Raw genomic sequence first — 15,483 nt, 5'->3', positions numbered from 1 at the left:
TGATCATTCTCTCTTTCATTGTTCAATTGACGACTCGTTAATAACCTTCTTACTTTTTACTGTCATGAAAATCGGGCCAAGCATTGATGCCGTCGCCTTCTTTTCGAGGAATCAAATGGATATGCAGATGATTGACGGATTGTTGGGCAGCAGCGCCATGGGCACTTAAGAAATTGATACCTTCAAAGTTACCAGATTTCACGCAATCTGTTGCCACCTTTTTTGCTGCCTTGGTAACTTGCACCCATATTTCTTCGTCACAAGCAAGAATAGAAGTTACATGTTGTTTCGGTATAACTAAGAGGTGACCGTCTGCAGCGGGATTTTTAGGAAGAATCGCCATTGTCCATTGATTTTCATAAATGATTGTTGCAGGAAGCTGTCTGGCTGCGATCTGACAAAAAGGACATCTCATCGTTTTCTCCTTTTTGAATCAATCATAGACTATTCGTTTAAAAATGATAAGCGCTTTGTTTCATTAGTTAATTAAGGAGACATACAAATCGGCGGCGAGAAGGATTCTTGCTTCCATCTGATCGTTTGTTTGACTATAATGGAACTATCATGAAAAATGGGGGCTTTAAACTATGCTAACAATTGCTTATATTGGCAATGGAAAAAGCACTAATCGCTATCACTTGCCGTTTGCTACTAAATTATCCGACAAAATCCACGTGAAAACAATCTATTCCCGAGTGATTCGCGATACTTGGGCAAAACTTCCTGGAACGACCTACACAACAGATATCAACGATATCTATGATGATCCAGCGATTCAATTAGTCGTTGTGACTACTCCTAACCATCTGCATTTTGAAACTGCCAAGGATGCATTGCTTCACGGAAAGAATGTATTGCTAGAGAAACCTTTTACTGAAACATATGCACAAGCTCAAGAACTTTTTGCTTTGGCTGCAGAAAAAGGACTGTTGATTCAATGTTATCAAAATCGCCGCTACGATTCTGACTTTCTGACTGTCCAAAAAGTTATTGAAAGTGGCGTTCTAGGGGATTTACTTGAAGTAGAAATGCACTATGACTATTATCGCCCCGAAATTCCAGAAAATACACAAGAATTCTCATTAATATAGTAGTTATCTTTATGGACATGCTTGTCATACCATCGATCAAGTGCTGTCTTATTTCGGCGAACCAGAGACATACCATTCAGAAGTTCGCCAACTTTTAGGTCCGAATCGCATGAACGATTATTTCGATCTGGACTTCTTCTATGGCCCTTTAAAGGTATCGATCAAATCAAGCTATTTCCGAATCAAAGAACGACCAAGCTTTGTCGTTTATGGTAAGAAAGGCATGTTTGTCAAACAAACCAAAGATCGCCAAGAAGAGCATTTAAAAATGTTTTATATGCCTGATCATGCGGACTTTGGAATTGATCTTCCTGAACATTATGGCTGTCTGACGTATTATGATGATGAAGGAATCTATCATGAGGAAAAAGTAGTTTCTGAAGTAGGGGACTATAGCCGTGTTTATGCCGGACTGTATGAAGCTATTATTAATGGAAAGCCTAAAACAGTCAAAGACGAAGAAACCCTAGTACAAATGAAGATTCTTGAAGACAGTATCCAAGCAGTTTATCCACGATAATTTCATTTCTGGTAATTCTCGTCAGAGAGCAGGCCAAAAGCCATCTGATTCTATTTTTTTAGAGACAGATGGCTTTTTTCAATTAGCGTTTTCTATTTTTTTGCTTAACAAAAGCGATATATTCTAAGATATCCGTGATTTCTTCCTCGGTCATATCTTTGATTTGATGGGCCACTCGCCGTTGATTTTCGTCATAATCCCATTCATCATATGAAACGGAATCACCAATCAATAAAGGCAATGGGACTGAGAGTGCTTTTGCCAATTTTTTTGCAGTATCCACATGGGGTGTCTTACGCTTACCATTTTCAAAGCGGGAAATTTGCGCTGCACTGACTCCAGATTTCAAAGCCAACTGATTGACGCCGAGCTGTTTTTCTTCTCGGAATTTTTTTAGATTTTCGCCAAAACTCATACCAACGCCTCACTTTTTTCTTCTACTCTTTTCATCATAAAGTCAAAAGAAAACAAATGCGATGAAAATCCAGCGACTTCTTCAAAAACTGTTGTTCCAAGGGAATTTTTCATTTATAATATTACCTATAGGAAATGAACGCTTAGGTTTTTCAATTGTCCGTTGCTTTTGTCTTCTACCCCCTGGAGGAAAATATGATTAGAAGAGATCGGATCTTATTATTTATTGATGCTTATCAGCAAGAACAGAAACGAGCACCATCTATTCGAGAAATTTGTGCCCATGAAGGAATCAAATCAACTTCTCTCATTCACCGTCATCTACTTCGGATGGAAAATAGAGGCCTAATCACGAGAGAAAAATTTCCAAAATCACGCACATTGCGTTTAACAGAAGCAGGAAATAACTATTTGACAGAGTTACAAAAATCAAGGTACGAGCATGCGCTATAAGGTTAACTTGTCGAGTAGGGATGCTCTCAAAATAAAAAAGCCTATGGCTTTTTTATTTTGGTGCTCGATAACCAGCAGCTTTGGCTTCCGCAATCGTTTTGAACCATTCTTTTGGATTTGTCGTCTGTTCATAGCCTCTCGTACCTGGCAGATGATAAATGCCATTTTTTGACCCTTTGATCAGACCATTTCCCTTCGCGTCTACATATTCTTTTTCATCTTCAGCAACATTCGATGTAGTATTTTTTGCCGAAGTGCTAGTCGCATCCGATGCTTCTTCAGAAAGCACACTTGTCCCATCTTGGTAATGGATCGTCACACCATCTTGAATATTGAATATATAAATATTGAAGCGGATCGTATTATCGCCAATCGATTGGGCTTGCATTTGAACACCTCGTGCCACTAATTCATCACCGCGGTAAATAGGAGTCACCGAATAACGAACATAATGGCTGGGATCTTGTTCTAAATAGTATTTGATATCCATTTCATAGCGTAACATTTCGGGATTATTCAACTGTTGTGTACCTGTGATCAGATTTTTCCAGTTGGCATTTTCTCCCGCCAGAGCAAAGCCGATCAAATGAGTTCGATTATAAAGATAACCTTTTTTCAGCTTTTTATTGTGCCAGCCTGTAGGCGTGACACTAGAGATATCCCCGCGTTTTTCAGTAGGCATCAGGGATTGATTCAACATAGCTTCCGCAGAAGTGGCTCGATTTAAGTGATCGAGATCACCATATTTTTCCCATGCACCATTTTTTGTAGAGAGGGTATCTTGTGAGAAGGAGGGGACATTGTTATTGATAGTAATGGTTTGTGTCCCTTGATACGTCAATGCAGCGAGATTATTTGCTGACTGGGTTTCTTTTATATGCGAATCTGATGCTTTAGAAGACTCTGACTGTTTCACCTGTATAGTAGATGAGTGTCCAGGTGATGAAGTGGGGTTCGGGTCTTTTTGGGTTTGCGTGTACAAGCTGATACCAAGTACAGCAGCAATCAAAAGACCACTGATTGTACCAAGAAGTTTCTTTGCCATGATTTTCTCCTAACATATGGTTTGCTCCTTTGTAAAATCGCGAGCGTAAGATGTGGTTGCGAGTTTCAATAAAGGAGGAAAAAATAAATATTCTGCTGCTATCATACCATTTTTTAAATAACAGTTGAAAAGAAAAAAACTTTTTTTACCAAATATTTCTTATATGAATAAATAGAAAAGAGAATATTATATAACGAATCATTCACAAAAGAACTAAGATTATTCACTAATGGGTAAAGGAGAGTGGTCAAAAGTTAATGAACATAGGGAAGATAGGGCAAGAATGGGGATCTCTGAAGAAGATAGGAAGGAACAACAATAATAGTAGAACAGTGATACAAGGGGAGGCTTATTGCTTAATGAGCGAGGAGCTATCTTGAAAAAATCGTAGAGGATAAAGAGAGTTTAAAGGGGACTGTCTATCGTGTGAGTTTCAGCTTTTTCGTTTTAGTGGTTTTGAAGCTATTGACAGGGGATATTCAACGCTCCATAGCACTTCTTGCGGCTAATCATTATTGAGCCATAAAAGAAAAGCTAGTCTGACAATCGCAAGAAATGCTATACTAGGGATACATCAATCGATGAATTTACTCACGAAAGGGGAAATGTCATATGAATACTTATAATGGACGTCAAGATCATGGAGGTTTCCCTTTATAGAGTGGCACCTCCAAACATAAATGGAGGGAATTCATGGAAAATCAAGGAACTGTTATCTTTCAAGCGAAAGATCTGGCAAAAGTATTCTTGTCTTCAGGAGAAGAACGTTATGCCCGTGTCTCCGGAAAGTTTCGCCAGCAAGCAACAGCATTGAAAGACTATCCGATCGTAGGCGATCGGGTAATGGGGCATTGTTATGATCAAAATCAATTTTTGATTGATACCGTCTTGCCGCGAAAAAGTTTTTTACAGCGGAAAGTAGCTGGAAATCGACCAGACGAACAAGGAATCGCTGCTAATGTGACGACTGTCTTTCTTACAACAAGCGCCAATGAAGAGTTTAATCTCGCTCGCTTGGAGCGGTTCGTTACGATTGTTTGGAACAGTGGAGCCAATCCAGTCATTGTATTAACAAAAATCGATCAGATGGACACAACAGAAACAGAAGCAATCATCAACCAGCTGAAGCTGACATTCGCTTTGCCGGTTTTAGCTACCACCATCTACAAAGATGAGCGGACGCAATTCGAACCATTTTTGACGCCAGAAAGCGTGGTAGCCTTTATTGGTTCTTCAGGGGTTGGTAAATCTTCTTTACTCAATCAATTACTAGGAGACGAACGGCAGACAACCAAAGCCATTCGTGAAGAAGATGGGCGTGGTCGTCACACTACCACGAGTAGACAGCTGTTCCGCTTGCCAAATGGGGCAATGGTCATCGATACTCCTGGCATGAGAGAAATCAGTTTGGAGACGGTTGCTGCTTCTTCATTAGATCGGCATTACCAGATGATTGAACTTTTAGCAGAAAAATGCCGCTTCAAAAATTGTCGTCATGAATCAGAGCCAAATTGTGCAGTCAAAGAAGCGTTAGCTTCTGGAGAACTCTCGCAAGATCTATTTAACCGTTACCGTAAAATGGAGAAAGAATTGGCCTATTTGAGACACAAAGAACACCTGCAAGCACGTAAAAAAAGAGAAAGATAGCAATACTAAAAGCGCTGTGACCTGAATGCTGTATACATTTTGACTCGTTTTCCTAGTCACATTAAGAAAGGGAGGTACCAAAATGGGATTCCTGCAAAAGAGCCACAGCGCTTTTTTTAGACTGAATTTAAATAAAAAAAATCCGTCGGACAGGAATGCCCAACGGATCGAAGCAAACGATTTGCCCCTGCCAAGGTAGTCTCATTATACGTAATGGACCAATGAAACGCAATAATTATAGAATAGGACCACTTAAAAACTAACCTCGCAAAATTTTTTCAATTGTTTTTCCTCTGGCTAATTCATCAATCAATTTATCCAAGTATCGAATTTCTTGCATTAAAGGTTCCTTGATCTCTTCTACACGAACGCCACAGATAACTCCTTTGATCATTTTTCTTTTCGGATTCAAGTCAGGCGCCTCTGCGAAGAAACGTTCCATTGAAACTTCTTCTGCTAATTGTCGGGACAGACCTTCTTTCGAATAACCAGTTAACCAAAAAATAATCTGATCCACTTCATCTTGGGTACGATTTTTGCGCTCCGCCTTCTGTACATAGAGGGGATAGACACTTGCAAAAGACATGGTGTATATGCGCGGATTTCCCATTTTTTACCTCCGTTGAAAATGTTTTCTTAATCTATAGTATACCATGAATAAAAAGAAGAATGATTGGTTGGTATCTCACAGAAAAAAGATCAGAGAATGATCTGTTGATCTTCTTCACGAAACCCATAGACCTTTTGTCGTTCTTCACCGTCCCAATAGAGCAAAGGTAAGTTTTTGTGCAACATTAAACTCGTATAAAGTTCTTTGATGGATAGTGGGGGACGATTAGGTTCAAAAAATAAAATCAAGTTCCCAGAAGCATCTTGTGCAATCGTCGTGAAAGGGACCAAGGTTTCCTTACGGCTTAAGTAAATTCCCTGATACTCTTGTTGTGTCGTTGTCGTTAATGCTGTCAGCAAATCCCGCGCTCTCATAAAAGAACCGCCTTTCCTCGTTGTTTAGACAATTGTTCGATGTCCATCATAATTTTCGTTTTCCCCCGAACAGCATATTTACGGACAATAAATTGCTTGCGCGCATTCCACTCGCCAACAGCCACCAAAGACATGCCTTCCGTGACATCTGCTAAAAAAGATAAGCTATGGCGATTGATCAAACAATTCGTCGTTCCTACTGTAAAACGGACGAGGGGAGAAGAAGTAAACGTCAGCAATCGAATCTTTGTCACTGTTCCTTTAATCGTTTGCATAGGGGAAACCTCCTTTAAAAAAAATAGATTTGCACATTCCGTAAAAAACTTTCCGATTGTACGCTTGTCGTGGCTCATCGCCTACGATTCATTCATCCAGTGCGAACCATTTCGTCTCTTCGAAAAAGGAAATATGCCGGATCTCATCGTAATGTACTTTACGTCCATCAATATAAATACCTAAAGAATCGTAGCTTTGGATCATGCCGACCACGTCAGGAGGGTAGAGACCGTCTTCATTGACTTCTTCACATTGGATCGCTACTGCTCGACTTTTGATCCTAGCTAAAGTCAACACTTCATTGATCTCTTCGCTAGTCATGGCTGGCTTTGCAGGCCACACAAAGTGACGCTGGCGCTCATCCTGTCCGACTTCTGTTGTATGTTCCGATAGAAAGAATCCCTGCCATTTTAATTTTTTTCGATCTTCGTAGGGTTGGAGCATGCCCATAAGAATCACCTCTCACCACTATAATACAAACATTCGTTCGCATTTGTAAAGCGAACAGTTCTTTAAATTTTGCCGCAAAAATAGAGAAGAGTGAGGGCGATCTTAAACTCAAACAGGACAGGGATGGATACACTTTTTTAATGACTTTTATCAGCAAGATCTTTTTCCCTCAACTCACATCAGGTCAGTAGTAAACCAACACGATAAAAAAACGCGTATCATAACAATATAAAAAAATAAAACAAAACAATCTATTTTATTTATATGTTGATAAGTAAAGATTATTGAATTAAACAAGAATTAAATTTACAATAAAAATAACGTACAAACCAATAAAAATAAAAAGGATGGAGAAATAATATTATATGATAACGCTTTATTGCAAAACTAATTGTATTCAATGCAAAAAGACAAAATTATTTTTAGACGCTCATCGAATCCCATATATCGAAAAGAACATTGAAGAAAAAGAAGAATTTCGCGAAGAAGTGAAACTATACGGATTCCAGTCCGTACCAGTTTTAATCCCTAATGCCTCAACTGGTTTGAACCCGTGGTTTGGCTTTCGCCCAGATGAATTAAGAAAACTCAAACAGAAATGATCGTCGCAGCCGCCAGACACAACCACAGGAATGCATTTTATAGCAGTCGATCGCTATTTTTTGAAGTAAACTCAAGAATTGATTTTAAGGAAATTAACTCAGCTTAATCTGATACCTGATAAACTTATAAACGAAACATACACAGCAACAGCAACAATTTTATGAAATCAAACAAATGAGTCACTTAGTAACAAACGAAAGATCTTAATGACGAGACCCAATCAAATGAAATCGATGTATTAAACTAGTGATCAGTGACATACACCAAGACAATACATCAATTAGCAGCCAAATAAACACCAATGACAGGAAAATTGGCGAATCGTTGTTGATTTCAACATTCATAAGGGGAAAAAGACAGCGAGAGAGGGTCAAAATGCAAAAATCAAAAACATTTTGAACCGTCTTTTTCCAAATATAACTTTGTATAATATATATTATGTAAACTAAAATAAATAATTTTTAAAGTTCTGAAAAAATCTGGTGAATTTACTTCTCCTCCCTCTGATTGAGCTGTATTTTTTCTTAAAAACAGCGATTTTTCTTAAAGTGAACCATTTTGAGTAAAAAATGAGTCTTTGCCGCGCAGATTGATGATTTTTATGTATTGAATGCCAGTATTGTACAGTTGGCTTCCTAAAACAAATTTTAGCGTGCTTCAGCTGCTTATTAGGATTTTTGATGCATGACTGATTGGTGATTTCAGTGATGATTGAACTGCAACCAAAATCTATGATTGTAGCTGCAGTTAGATTTCAACTCCTGAGAGAAACTTTTCTTTATATGACTGATGACATAACTAACAATCATGTAAAATGATAACGGCTGATTAATTCCAAGTGGTTCATGACAGCAGCTTTCCGCAAAACACCCATACCTGGAAACTTATCCTTTTTGTATGCTTCAAGTAATAACTCTAAGCCTGATGTTTGAGTTGGATAGATTTCTTCATGTTGCAAAACTTGTGACATGAGCTGTAGAAACTTTTCTTTTTGAGTTTCTAATGATTCGTCCGAAACAAAATGAGTGATTCGCAACTTTTGCTGCTGATCAACAAATAGCCAGTGTAAAACAATTGTTTTAGAGGGATAACTATGTGCATAATAGATTTTGCTGTCGATAGAAAAATCACTATAGCCGGAAAATCCTTGCTGCTCGTAGTGTTGATAAACGGTTGGTAGCACTTCTTCTGGTACTTCCTGATAGAAGCTGTTTCTAGGAAGTTTAGTAAAAAAATCATGCATGAGAATCTTTGGTCCCTGGATTTTTTTCAATAAACGGAATTCTTGTCCAACTAAGATCGGTGTCTGATTTTTACTCCAGTCACTGGCCAACGCTGGAGCAGATTCATGAACAACCCAAAGGTCCGGCTGACAGTCAATGGTTTCAATTGGCTGATCGATGATATAGGCTTTAGCGTTAGGCAGTGTTTGTAATAAACGACTTCCTTCTTCCGTCAGAAAGTCCCCCGCCTGTGGATTGACGATAACAAAAAAAGGATGCGCTTTTTTCTGAAACAGCTCGACTGTATCCCAAAAAGTCTTGGATTGCCGGATAGGCTCAATGACGGGTTGAACTTCTAAAGACAGCTGTTCCATTTCTAATAGACTTTTTAATGCCAACAAGTCAAATTGTTTGCCGCGAAAATATGGATAATACATAGTGCTACTCCTTTTCTTGTGTCAAAAAACGCTGTTCCAATTCGAAATAAGCTTCTCGCGTTGCAGCCAGTTCTTCTTTTAGCGCTTCAATAGCTTGTAGCTGCGTATCTTCAATAAAACGGTCGTAGTAATTGACCCCGCCGCCAAATAAATCGTATTCTGGTTCCCTTTTCTTTAGTTCTTTGTACAATCGTTCCGTCGAGAAAACGCGCAAACCTCGTGCTGTTTGCTTGGCCTTCCCCACTTCTCGTGCTTGTGCAGAGATCAAACGATACAACAATGCGTTTTCGTTGACGAGTAAAGATTGCCGCTGCGGTTTTTTCTCGACACTAAAATAACCAGGGCTCCCCTTTTCTTGATCAGCAAATGCATGGTAAACCAATACACCGATGGCAGCAGGAATCTCTTCCTTGACCTTTACATATAATGCATGCGGCAAAACAAAATAATTATAATGCCCAATAAATGACAGCTTCGCTTTTGAACGAAAATCCGCCAGGCTGACTTTTAATTCATAACAGCGCCATTCAAACAAATTTTCTGGTGTTAAGCGACAACTTAGAGTATCAACGATTCCTTGATCATCCGGCATGATTACCTCTTCGATGACGATATCACTGTTTTCGCGACAGTAATAATAAAGGGCTTCTTCCATTTCAAGAGTCAACGTAGTTTTCATCTGACTAGACCCTCCTATTCACAACTTTCTCTCATTATAAAACATATGTTCGCATTTGTGAATAGGTTTTATAATGCAGTCCTGATTCTCTCCTATTCTTTGATTTTAAAGGTCTTCGGCGCGAAGCGAATGATTAGTACATATCCGACAAAAACATAGAGTAATAAGACCATTGAGACAACGATCGAGTAAGCAAATCCAGAAACATGCAGGCGCAGGTTGATATAGCTGATCCAATACAATACTCCACTGACAAATTTGTAGACCGGGTTGACCACTCTCATGTCCCCAGTAAAAGGTTGTAGCAAGTAATAGATAAATAATTCATGAAATGAGAACAATGCTGTCAAACTCGTCAATAATAAAAATAAGACCCCAATGAAATACCAGCTAGCTTGCAATCCATTTAGCAAGTCCCATAATAAGAAGCCGCCAAAAATACTTCCCGCAAAGACTCCGTTGTAAAACATTGATTTGATAAAACGGTAATTAAACCCACTGAGGATCGTTTCTTTCTCCCGATAAAAAGGATAGTAAAGCATGGAGATGTCACAGTTAACAAAAACCATTTGGACGATTGCTTTTCCCAATGAACCAAAATACATGACTAAAAATAGCGCTGGCAGTAGTGATGTCAGATCCTCTTCATTAGGATATGGAACAATCTTCAAAAAGGATAATAAAATCAATCCTAAAAATAGAATAGACACAATACCGACACGGTTCAGCAATTTTTTGCGCAACAGTTTACGGTATCTTTGAAAGAGCAATCCGTTGAGGTATTCTGATCCTTGCAAATGAGTGAGTGGCTTCTCCTGATCCAAAGAAAGTTTTTTCTGCATTTCAATCCCTTCATTGAGATATTGACTTGAATCTGAACTGATGGTTTCTAGCACACTAAATTGCTGATAGCTTTTTTCAACAGAATAAAGGAAAAAATCATTTTCTTGTGTAAAGTGTTTTAGGTAGTAAAAACAGCCAGTGCCGGCAATCAGAAAGAACGCCAAAAGTCCCAACCCGAATGTCATAGTTGGAATAATCTGTTGAAGCAATAAGCCGTAGAGCGACGCTAAAGTCAGCATAGATATGGCTAGTCGCCAACCGATGCGCCAGCCACTGCCCCATTGCTTTTGGAATCCCCAGCGAATTAGACTGGCAGCTGCCACACAAGTAAAGCCAGCACCAAAGATACCAACGAAGGTCAGCCAACTATTGCCAGCAAAAAAGCTGTACAACAAAAATGCTGGTAGATAATAAATAATGGATTGGATCGTCTTAAAGAAAAGATTCATTCGCAAATACTGTCGTTTTGACACCATGAAGTAATCCGTGAATTCAATCGCTTTTTGATCTAATGTAAATGAGAACAAAGAAAAAAAATTGCTGGCTAGTGCAACGACCACTAGCCAAGTATAAAAACCAGCAATCATTATTTGTTCTTCAAACTGATCAAAAGAACCAAATAAATTCTCCCAACCATGAAAAGCAACCAAGGCAATTGCATAATAAAAAAGCAGCCAAATAATTTTTGTGAAAAATGGCAAGATCAAGCGCAAGCTAAATAATACAGTAAAAAGCATTTTTTTGAGACCGTATTGCCCATAAAGATCATGGGGAAGATGTTTTCCAATCAAAGGAATTTTGGTCAAAAAATAGAGAAATCCATTCGCTTTCGTTGAAAAAATCGTCTCTTCATAAAGCCAATAAAGTTTAATCCATTGCAGCATCGGGCTCCCCCTTCGTCAGCAAAGTAACGATTTCTTTCTCAAAATCTGGTTCATGAATGTGAGAAGGATCAATCCCGGTCAATTGATGATTATTTAGTAGGACCACTTCATCACATAAATCTTGTGCAAGCTGTAAAATATGAGTGGAAAACAGTATGATCGAATCCTCTTTTGCTGATCGGATCATTTGTTTGATTTCATGGGCAGCTACAACATCGAAAGAGGTCAATGGTTCATCAAACAACATGATTGGTGGCTGCACCATCAAAGAAAGAAGCATTTGTACTTTGTTTTTCATGCCATGGGAATAATCTTTCATTAAACGATGCTGCTCTTCTGAAGAAATTCCTACAGACATTAAAAATTCTTCTGGAGAAAGCGACTGTTTGATGCGCTCCCGATTGACATCCATAAAAAAGCGCAAAAACTCAATCGCCGTCATAAAACCTGGCAGATGCGGTTGCGTGAATGTAAATCCGACATCTGTATTTTCATAGGTTCGTTGATTGCCGTCTTCAACTAAATAAATACTCCCTTTATCAACGGTCATATTCCGAGCGATACATTGGAATAACGTCGTTTTCCCTGCCCCATTGCGCCCTAAAATACCATAGATTTTTCCGGTTTCAAATTGATAACTTGCCTGATCAAAAATTTGTTTCTTGTCAAAGCTTTTGGAAATAGCATTGATCTCTAAAAACAAAAAAACACCCCTTCTCTTTAAAAACAAAGATTATTAACTAGAGATCCCGCTTGCAAGGTTTTCTAAGTGAAACGATTTACGTTGGTAGCCGTCATCATCTTAGCAAGCAAGTGCAAACGAGACTCGTTCATTTTTTTCTCATCGATAGAACATTATCCTTTCACATCAACTTACTTCATGGCGATTGACGATTTCAGGCAACCGGCTCCTGTAGCCAAGCCAACAGCCTAGGACCACTGCAAACCAATTAGTAAATGCCCTGCCCAAGGTATCACTGAAGAACCGCTATTCAGTAATCCAGCAGGCAACTGATAAAACTGGCTAAAATCATGAAAGGCTCGTTCGAAAACAATCCCACCTAATGAATCGCCAACCAAAAAAGTCAAACCAATCCCGTTCAAGGAAAAAAGAGTCTCCTCGATAACCATCAAATGAAGCGATTGTCCTACTAAAAAATCGGATCGTCACGGATTTTTCCCCTTGGGAAAAAAGGAATTGTTTGTCACATGAACGACTATATAGGAAAAAGATAACTGCCATGCCGATCCATAGAATACCGACCACCCCTAGGAAAATAAGGAGTAAAAAGAGCCAACTTTGAAAAGAACTGTCTTGTGAAGTCTGTTTTAAACGCCGTTCAAGAGCATACCAACGAAAAAAAGAATGTCCACTTTTCACAAAAAAATAAGAGCGAACTCACAAATGTAAATAGTTCATAACTCATCCACAATGTTCTTCTTCGAATGAAATAAGCTCCTGCAGTAGAGAAAGGATAGATATAACGCCAATTCAAAGTCATTGTTGTTCCTCCTTTGTGATCAGTTTAGCATACGAAGCTGAAATTGAAAACGTTCGTTTAATTTAGTTTACATATTCTTTTTATAAGAAACAAATAACATCCGCCTCCCACTTCTATGCAAGACGGATGTTATTTAAAAAGCAGCCGAATGCATCGTAATTTAGAAATAGCGGCTGATCAGTGTTAGTAATTGTTTGGGAAATTCTTTAAGATTGCTGATATCGATATATCTTTCCGCGCCATAGATTTCTTTGATGACGTCTTTGTCTTGTCCGATGGCAGCGGACAAGAAGATGATTTCCTGGCGTTCATACTCTTTGATGACTGCTTGAATATCCGCTTTCGCCTTATTGCCCGTATAATCTGGCATCGCCTTTGGCTGACCATCACTAATCGTCAATAGTAATTTTGTCGTAGCAGATTGTTGGGAAAGTTTTTCAGCTAGTACCCGCAGCACTGCCCCATCACGATTGTTTTGTCGGGGTTGAAGAGACATCAGCTTTGCCGGCACATAATCAAAAGGTTCAGCAAATTCCTTATAAGAATAGAGAGAAGTCTTCTCTCGTACAGACAAATCGGCTGTGTCGCCATAAATCATCAGCGGGAGATCTAGGCGCTGTGCAAACGCACTCACTGCGAGTGCAGCTTGTTGTGCAGCGGTGATCCGTCCCTCCCGTACCATGGACCCTGATTCATCGATTCGTAAAGCGATCGCTAATGAAGGCTGTTCATGAGGAGGATTTTTCTTATCAAATGTTCGAAAGTCGCCATAAGCAACACGACTTGCATCAAAGCGTGTCCCGCTATATTTTCCTTTGCCATAAGAAGAAGCTGCTTCATTTTCTAATAATTCAAGCAACTGTTTTGTTATTGTTTCAACCACCGGCAACAACGGTGCTAGAAGTTGTTGGGCTTTCTGAGAAGCATTTTCTTGGAGTTTTGGCCGATGCACAATCAATCCTTCTTTCGCATGGATAGATTGTTTTAGCGCTTGCCGCGCTTCTTGATTTGCTTGTTTTCTTACTTCTTTATCCAATTGCCTGAATTCTTCGATCGAAAGATGCTGACTGGAAGGTTCTTGAGCAGATTGTTCACTTCCTTCCTTTGTGTGTCCCTCATCAGACGAATGTTGGCTCTCTAAAGAGTCTCCATCTATAGTGTCTTGAGGCACCGCTTCCTGATCATCTTGGTTTGTTTCCTGTGTATCTAGCACCTCAGGTGTCTCCAGTGTCTCTGCTGTTTCTTCAGTACTAGCTGCTGTCCCCATCTGCAAGGATGCTTCTTCAATATTTCGCGCATCCGCCTCTTCAGCAGATACGATGCGTCCTTGTATTGGTTGTCGATGACTCATTTTCTGTCCTTGATACAAACGTCTTAGCTCTAAGAGCAATTCTGATTGATCGAGGGCTTCTTGCAGCAGGCGCAATTCGTCTGGATCTGTCGTTAACTTGTATAAGACTTTGACCGCTAACGTATTTAAAGGTGATTGCCCATTTTTAACCGTATTCAGCCAATAAAAATAAGACCGCATACCAGCCACACCCTTGATGGCATTTGCTCGTGCAGAAGTATCGAGAAGTCGAATAATCTCTGCCATTTTGCTAGCGATCGCTTGATCTTGAAAGCCGGTTTTAGCAAGTCCCCGTGCGACCATCACAGATAGTTCAGGAAGGTCCATTTTTTCCGCATGTTGCATCCGATCTCTAAGAGATTCATTCAATGGACGATTGCCCTGATAGTTCCGATTTGTTGTGATAATGACGACACAATCCGGATGGCGCCTGACAACGCCAGTTGGCAGATTCAGCATCCCATTTTGCTCCAATGCAGAGTTGAGAGCGACGAGTACCGAGGCATCCCGGATGACTGTTGGTTCTTGGATTTCTAATAGATACCCTTTTTCCATCGCACGAACGATTTCCGAAGGATAAAATTTATAATGAACGACATCGGTCGTATCTGTTTCTTCAATTCGTCGAATCAAGTCTGCTAATTTTTCTCGGGCACCCTCACTGGTGAGCGAATAGTGATCCGCAATCACTTGAATAACCTGATCTAAGCTATCACTCAAATAGATCGCTTCTAACAATTCACTGTCTTCTTCTTGATCTGTTGCTACGATCGGCAACAATGCACCAAAAACATCTGATTTATCCATATCAGCAAAACAGGTGATTTTGGTATAAGGCAATTGAAGATCATAGGAGAGAGCTTTGGCTAATTGCGTTTTTCCAGAGCCAGCATCTCCTTCCAATAAAACATTGAAAATCTTCATCTCTGGATCTTGCCAGTTTAGCTTGATTTCTTGAGCGATCGGCAGTTCTTCTTGACTTGTCTGATGACTCGCTGGTTTTTGCCAAATCATTTGCTGTTCTAACTTGCTGAACTGTCGACCTTCTGTCAAAGTAAAAGGGGTACGATTGATCTCCATG

16 protein-coding genes and 1 pseudogene are annotated in these 15,483 nt (G+C 39.5%); 4 read left to right on the top strand and 13 right to left on the bottom strand.

The window, feature by feature from the left end; translation table 11 throughout:
• Positions 1 to 49: 49 nt before the first annotated feature.
• Positions 50 to 415 carry an HIT family protein gene (locus tag FE005_RS12635; protein WP_138371895.1) on the bottom strand — a complete coding sequence of 122 codons (366 nt, stop codon included), beginning with the start codon at positions 413 to 415 and terminating at the stop codon, positions 50 to 52.
• Between the two features lie 172 nt (positions 416 to 587).
• Between FE005_RS12635 and FE005_RS12630 the strand changes: the two are divergent.
• A pseudogene (locus tag FE005_RS12630) lies at positions 588 to 1,611 on the top strand (Gfo/Idh/MocA family oxidoreductase).
• Between the two features lie 82 nt (positions 1,612 to 1,693).
• On the opposite strand, the gene FE005_RS12625 reads toward FE005_RS12630, so the two are convergent.
• Complete coding sequence (locus FE005_RS12625; RefSeq protein ID WP_138371894.1) at positions 1,694 to 2,026, bottom strand: helix-turn-helix domain-containing protein; 333 nt, start codon at positions 2,024 to 2,026, stop codon at positions 1,694 to 1,696.
• 194 nt (positions 2,027 to 2,220) lie between these two features.
• Here FE005_RS12625 and FE005_RS12620 point away from each other — a divergent pair, with 194 nt between their 5' ends.
• Positions 2,221 to 2,478 carry a LexA family transcriptional regulator gene (locus FE005_RS12620; protein WP_138371893.1) on the top strand — a complete coding sequence of 86 codons (258 nt, stop codon included), beginning with the start codon at positions 2,221 to 2,223 and terminating at the stop codon, positions 2,476 to 2,478.
• A gap of 52 nt (positions 2,479 to 2,530) precedes the next feature.
• Here the strand turns inward: FE005_RS12620 and FE005_RS12615 are convergent, their stop codons facing one another.
• The gene (locus FE005_RS12615; RefSeq protein ID WP_138371892.1) at positions 2,531 to 3,523 is read right to left on the bottom strand and encodes a DNA/RNA non-specific endonuclease; all 993 of its coding nucleotides are present in this window, start codon (positions 3,521 to 3,523) and stop codon (positions 2,531 to 2,533) included.
• A 693-nt stretch (positions 3,524 to 4,216) separates the two neighbouring features.
• Here FE005_RS12615 and rsgA point away from each other — a divergent pair.
• A complete protein-coding gene (gene rsgA, locus FE005_RS12610) occupies positions 4,217 to 5,170 on the top strand; it encodes a ribosome small subunit-dependent GTPase A (protein ID WP_138371891.1) in 954 nt (317 codons plus the stop codon).
• Positions 5,171 to 5,429: 259 nt separating this feature from the next.
• On the opposite strand, the gene FE005_RS12605 is transcribed toward rsgA, so the two are convergent.
• The 4 genes from FE005_RS12605 to FE005_RS12590 all read right to left on the bottom strand — a co-directional run bounded on the left by FE005_RS12605 (position 5,430) and on the right by FE005_RS12590 (position 6,880).
• The gene (locus FE005_RS12605; protein ID WP_003126567.1) at positions 5,430 to 5,780 is read right to left on the bottom strand and encodes a DUF2200 domain-containing protein; all 351 of its coding nucleotides are present in this window, start codon (positions 5,778 to 5,780) and stop codon (positions 5,430 to 5,432) included.
• An 89-nt stretch (positions 5,781 to 5,869) separates the two neighbouring features.
• Entirely contained in the window at positions 5,870 to 6,154 is a 285-nt protein-coding gene (locus FE005_RS12600; RefSeq protein ID WP_138371890.1) for a hypothetical protein, read from the bottom strand.
• Complete coding sequence (locus FE005_RS12595; RefSeq protein ID WP_138371889.1) at positions 6,151 to 6,429, bottom strand: hypothetical protein; 279 nt, start codon at positions 6,427 to 6,429, stop codon at positions 6,151 to 6,153. The genes FE005_RS12600 and FE005_RS12595 overlap by 4 nt, the downstream gene beginning before the upstream one ends.
• Before the next feature lie 88 nt (positions 6,430 to 6,517).
• Complete coding sequence (locus tag FE005_RS12590) at positions 6,518 to 6,880, bottom strand: hypothetical protein (protein ID WP_029486803.1); 363 nt, start codon at positions 6,878 to 6,880, stop codon at positions 6,518 to 6,520.
• Between the two features lie 365 nt (positions 6,881 to 7,245).
• On the opposite strand from FE005_RS12590, the gene FE005_RS12585 reads away from it, so the two are divergent.
• A complete protein-coding gene (locus FE005_RS12585; protein WP_103300860.1) occupies positions 7,246 to 7,482 on the top strand; it encodes a glutaredoxin domain-containing protein in 237 nt (78 codons plus the stop codon).
• Positions 7,483 to 8,288: 806 nt separating this feature from the next.
• Here the strand turns inward: FE005_RS12585 and FE005_RS12580 are convergent.
• The 6 genes from FE005_RS12580 to FE005_RS12555 form a co-directional block, all read right to left on the bottom strand.
• Positions 8,289 to 9,143, bottom strand: coding sequence for a sce7725 family protein (locus tag FE005_RS12580; RefSeq protein WP_138371888.1), 855 nt, complete (start codon positions 9,141 to 9,143; stop codon positions 8,289 to 8,291).
• A 4-nt stretch (positions 9,144 to 9,147) separates the two neighbouring features.
• Complete coding sequence (locus FE005_RS12575; protein ID WP_021149701.1) at positions 9,148 to 9,822, bottom strand: hypothetical protein; 675 nt, start codon at positions 9,820 to 9,822, stop codon at positions 9,148 to 9,150.
• A gap of 92 nt (positions 9,823 to 9,914) precedes the next feature.
• The gene (locus FE005_RS12570) at positions 9,915 to 11,549 is read right to left on the bottom strand and encodes a hypothetical protein (protein ID WP_138371887.1); all 1,635 of its coding nucleotides are present in this window, start codon (positions 11,547 to 11,549) and stop codon (positions 9,915 to 9,917) included.
• The gene (locus tag FE005_RS12565; protein ID WP_138371886.1) at positions 11,533 to 12,252 is read right to left on the bottom strand and encodes an ATP-binding cassette domain-containing protein; all 720 of its coding nucleotides are present in this window, start codon (positions 12,250 to 12,252) and stop codon (positions 11,533 to 11,535) included. Before FE005_RS12565 ends, FE005_RS12570 begins: the two co-directional genes overlap by 17 nt.
• A 227-nt stretch (positions 12,253 to 12,479) precedes the next feature.
• On the bottom strand, positions 12,480 to 12,653 hold the full coding sequence (locus FE005_RS12560; RefSeq protein ID WP_175413549.1) for a hypothetical protein: 174 nt from the start codon (positions 12,651 to 12,653) through the stop codon (positions 12,480 to 12,482).
• Between the two features lie 558 nt (positions 12,654 to 13,211).
• Positions 13,212 to 15,482 (bottom strand): AAA family ATPase, encoded by a 2,271-nt coding sequence (locus FE005_RS12555; protein ID WP_138371884.1) that lies wholly within the window; start codon positions 15,480 to 15,482, stop codon positions 13,212 to 13,214.
• Between the last annotated feature and the right edge of the window lies 1 nt (position 15,483).

Origin of the sequence: Enterococcus sp. M190262 (assembly GCF_005843965.1) — a bacterium.
Taxonomy (GTDB): domain Bacteria; phylum Bacillota; class Bacilli; order Lactobacillales; family Enterococcaceae; genus Enterococcus_D; species Enterococcus_D gallinarum.
The sequence above is the reverse complement of the archived record's forward strand: the minus strand, read 5'-3'. Positions and strand labels throughout refer to the sequence as shown.

Coding starts and splice junctions, on each gene's coding strand:
- FE005_RS12580 (WP_138371888.1), bottom strand. CDS start 9,143: ATGTATTATCCATATTTTCGCGGCAAACAATTTGACTTGTTGGCATTA.
- FE005_RS12555 (WP_138371884.1), bottom strand. CDS start 15,482: ATGGAGATCAATCGTACCCCTTTTACTTTGACAGAAGGTCGACAGTTC.
- FE005_RS12595 (WP_138371889.1), bottom strand. CDS start 6,429: ATGCAAACGATTAAAGGAACAGTGACAAAGATTCGATTGCTGACGTTT.
- rsgA (WP_138371891.1), top strand. CDS start 4,217: ATGGAAAATCAAGGAACTGTTATCTTTCAAGCGAAAGATCTGGCAAAA.
- FE005_RS12635 (WP_138371895.1), bottom strand. CDS start 415: ATGAGATGTCCTTTTTGTCAGATCGCAGCCAGACAGCTTCCTGCAACA.
- FE005_RS12620 (WP_138371893.1), top strand. CDS start 2,221: ATGATTAGAAGAGATCGGATCTTATTATTTATTGATGCTTATCAGCAA.
- FE005_RS12600 (WP_138371890.1), bottom strand. CDS start 6,154: ATGAGAGCGCGGGATTTGCTGACAGCATTAACGACAACGACACAACAA.
- FE005_RS12570 (WP_138371887.1), bottom strand. CDS start 11,549: ATGCTGCAATGGATTAAACTTTATTGGCTTTATGAAGAGACGATTTTT.
- FE005_RS12625 (WP_138371894.1), bottom strand. CDS start 2,026: ATGAGTTTTGGCGAAAATCTAAAAAAATTCCGAGAAGAAAAACAGCTC.
- FE005_RS12585 (WP_103300860.1), top strand. CDS start 7,246: ATGATAACGCTTTATTGCAAAACTAATTGTATTCAATGCAAAAAGACA.
- FE005_RS12590 (WP_029486803.1), bottom strand. CDS start 6,880: ATGGGCATGCTCCAACCCTACGAAGATCGAAAAAAATTAAAATGGCAG.
- FE005_RS12605 (WP_003126567.1), bottom strand. CDS start 5,780: ATGGGAAATCCGCGCATATACACCATGTCTTTTGCAAGTGTCTATCCC.
- FE005_RS12615 (WP_138371892.1), bottom strand. CDS start 3,523: ATGGCAAAGAAACTTCTTGGTACAATCAGTGGTCTTTTGATTGCTGCT.
- FE005_RS12575 (WP_021149701.1), bottom strand. CDS start 9,822: ATGAAAACTACGTTGACTCTTGAAATGGAAGAAGCCCTTTATTATTAC.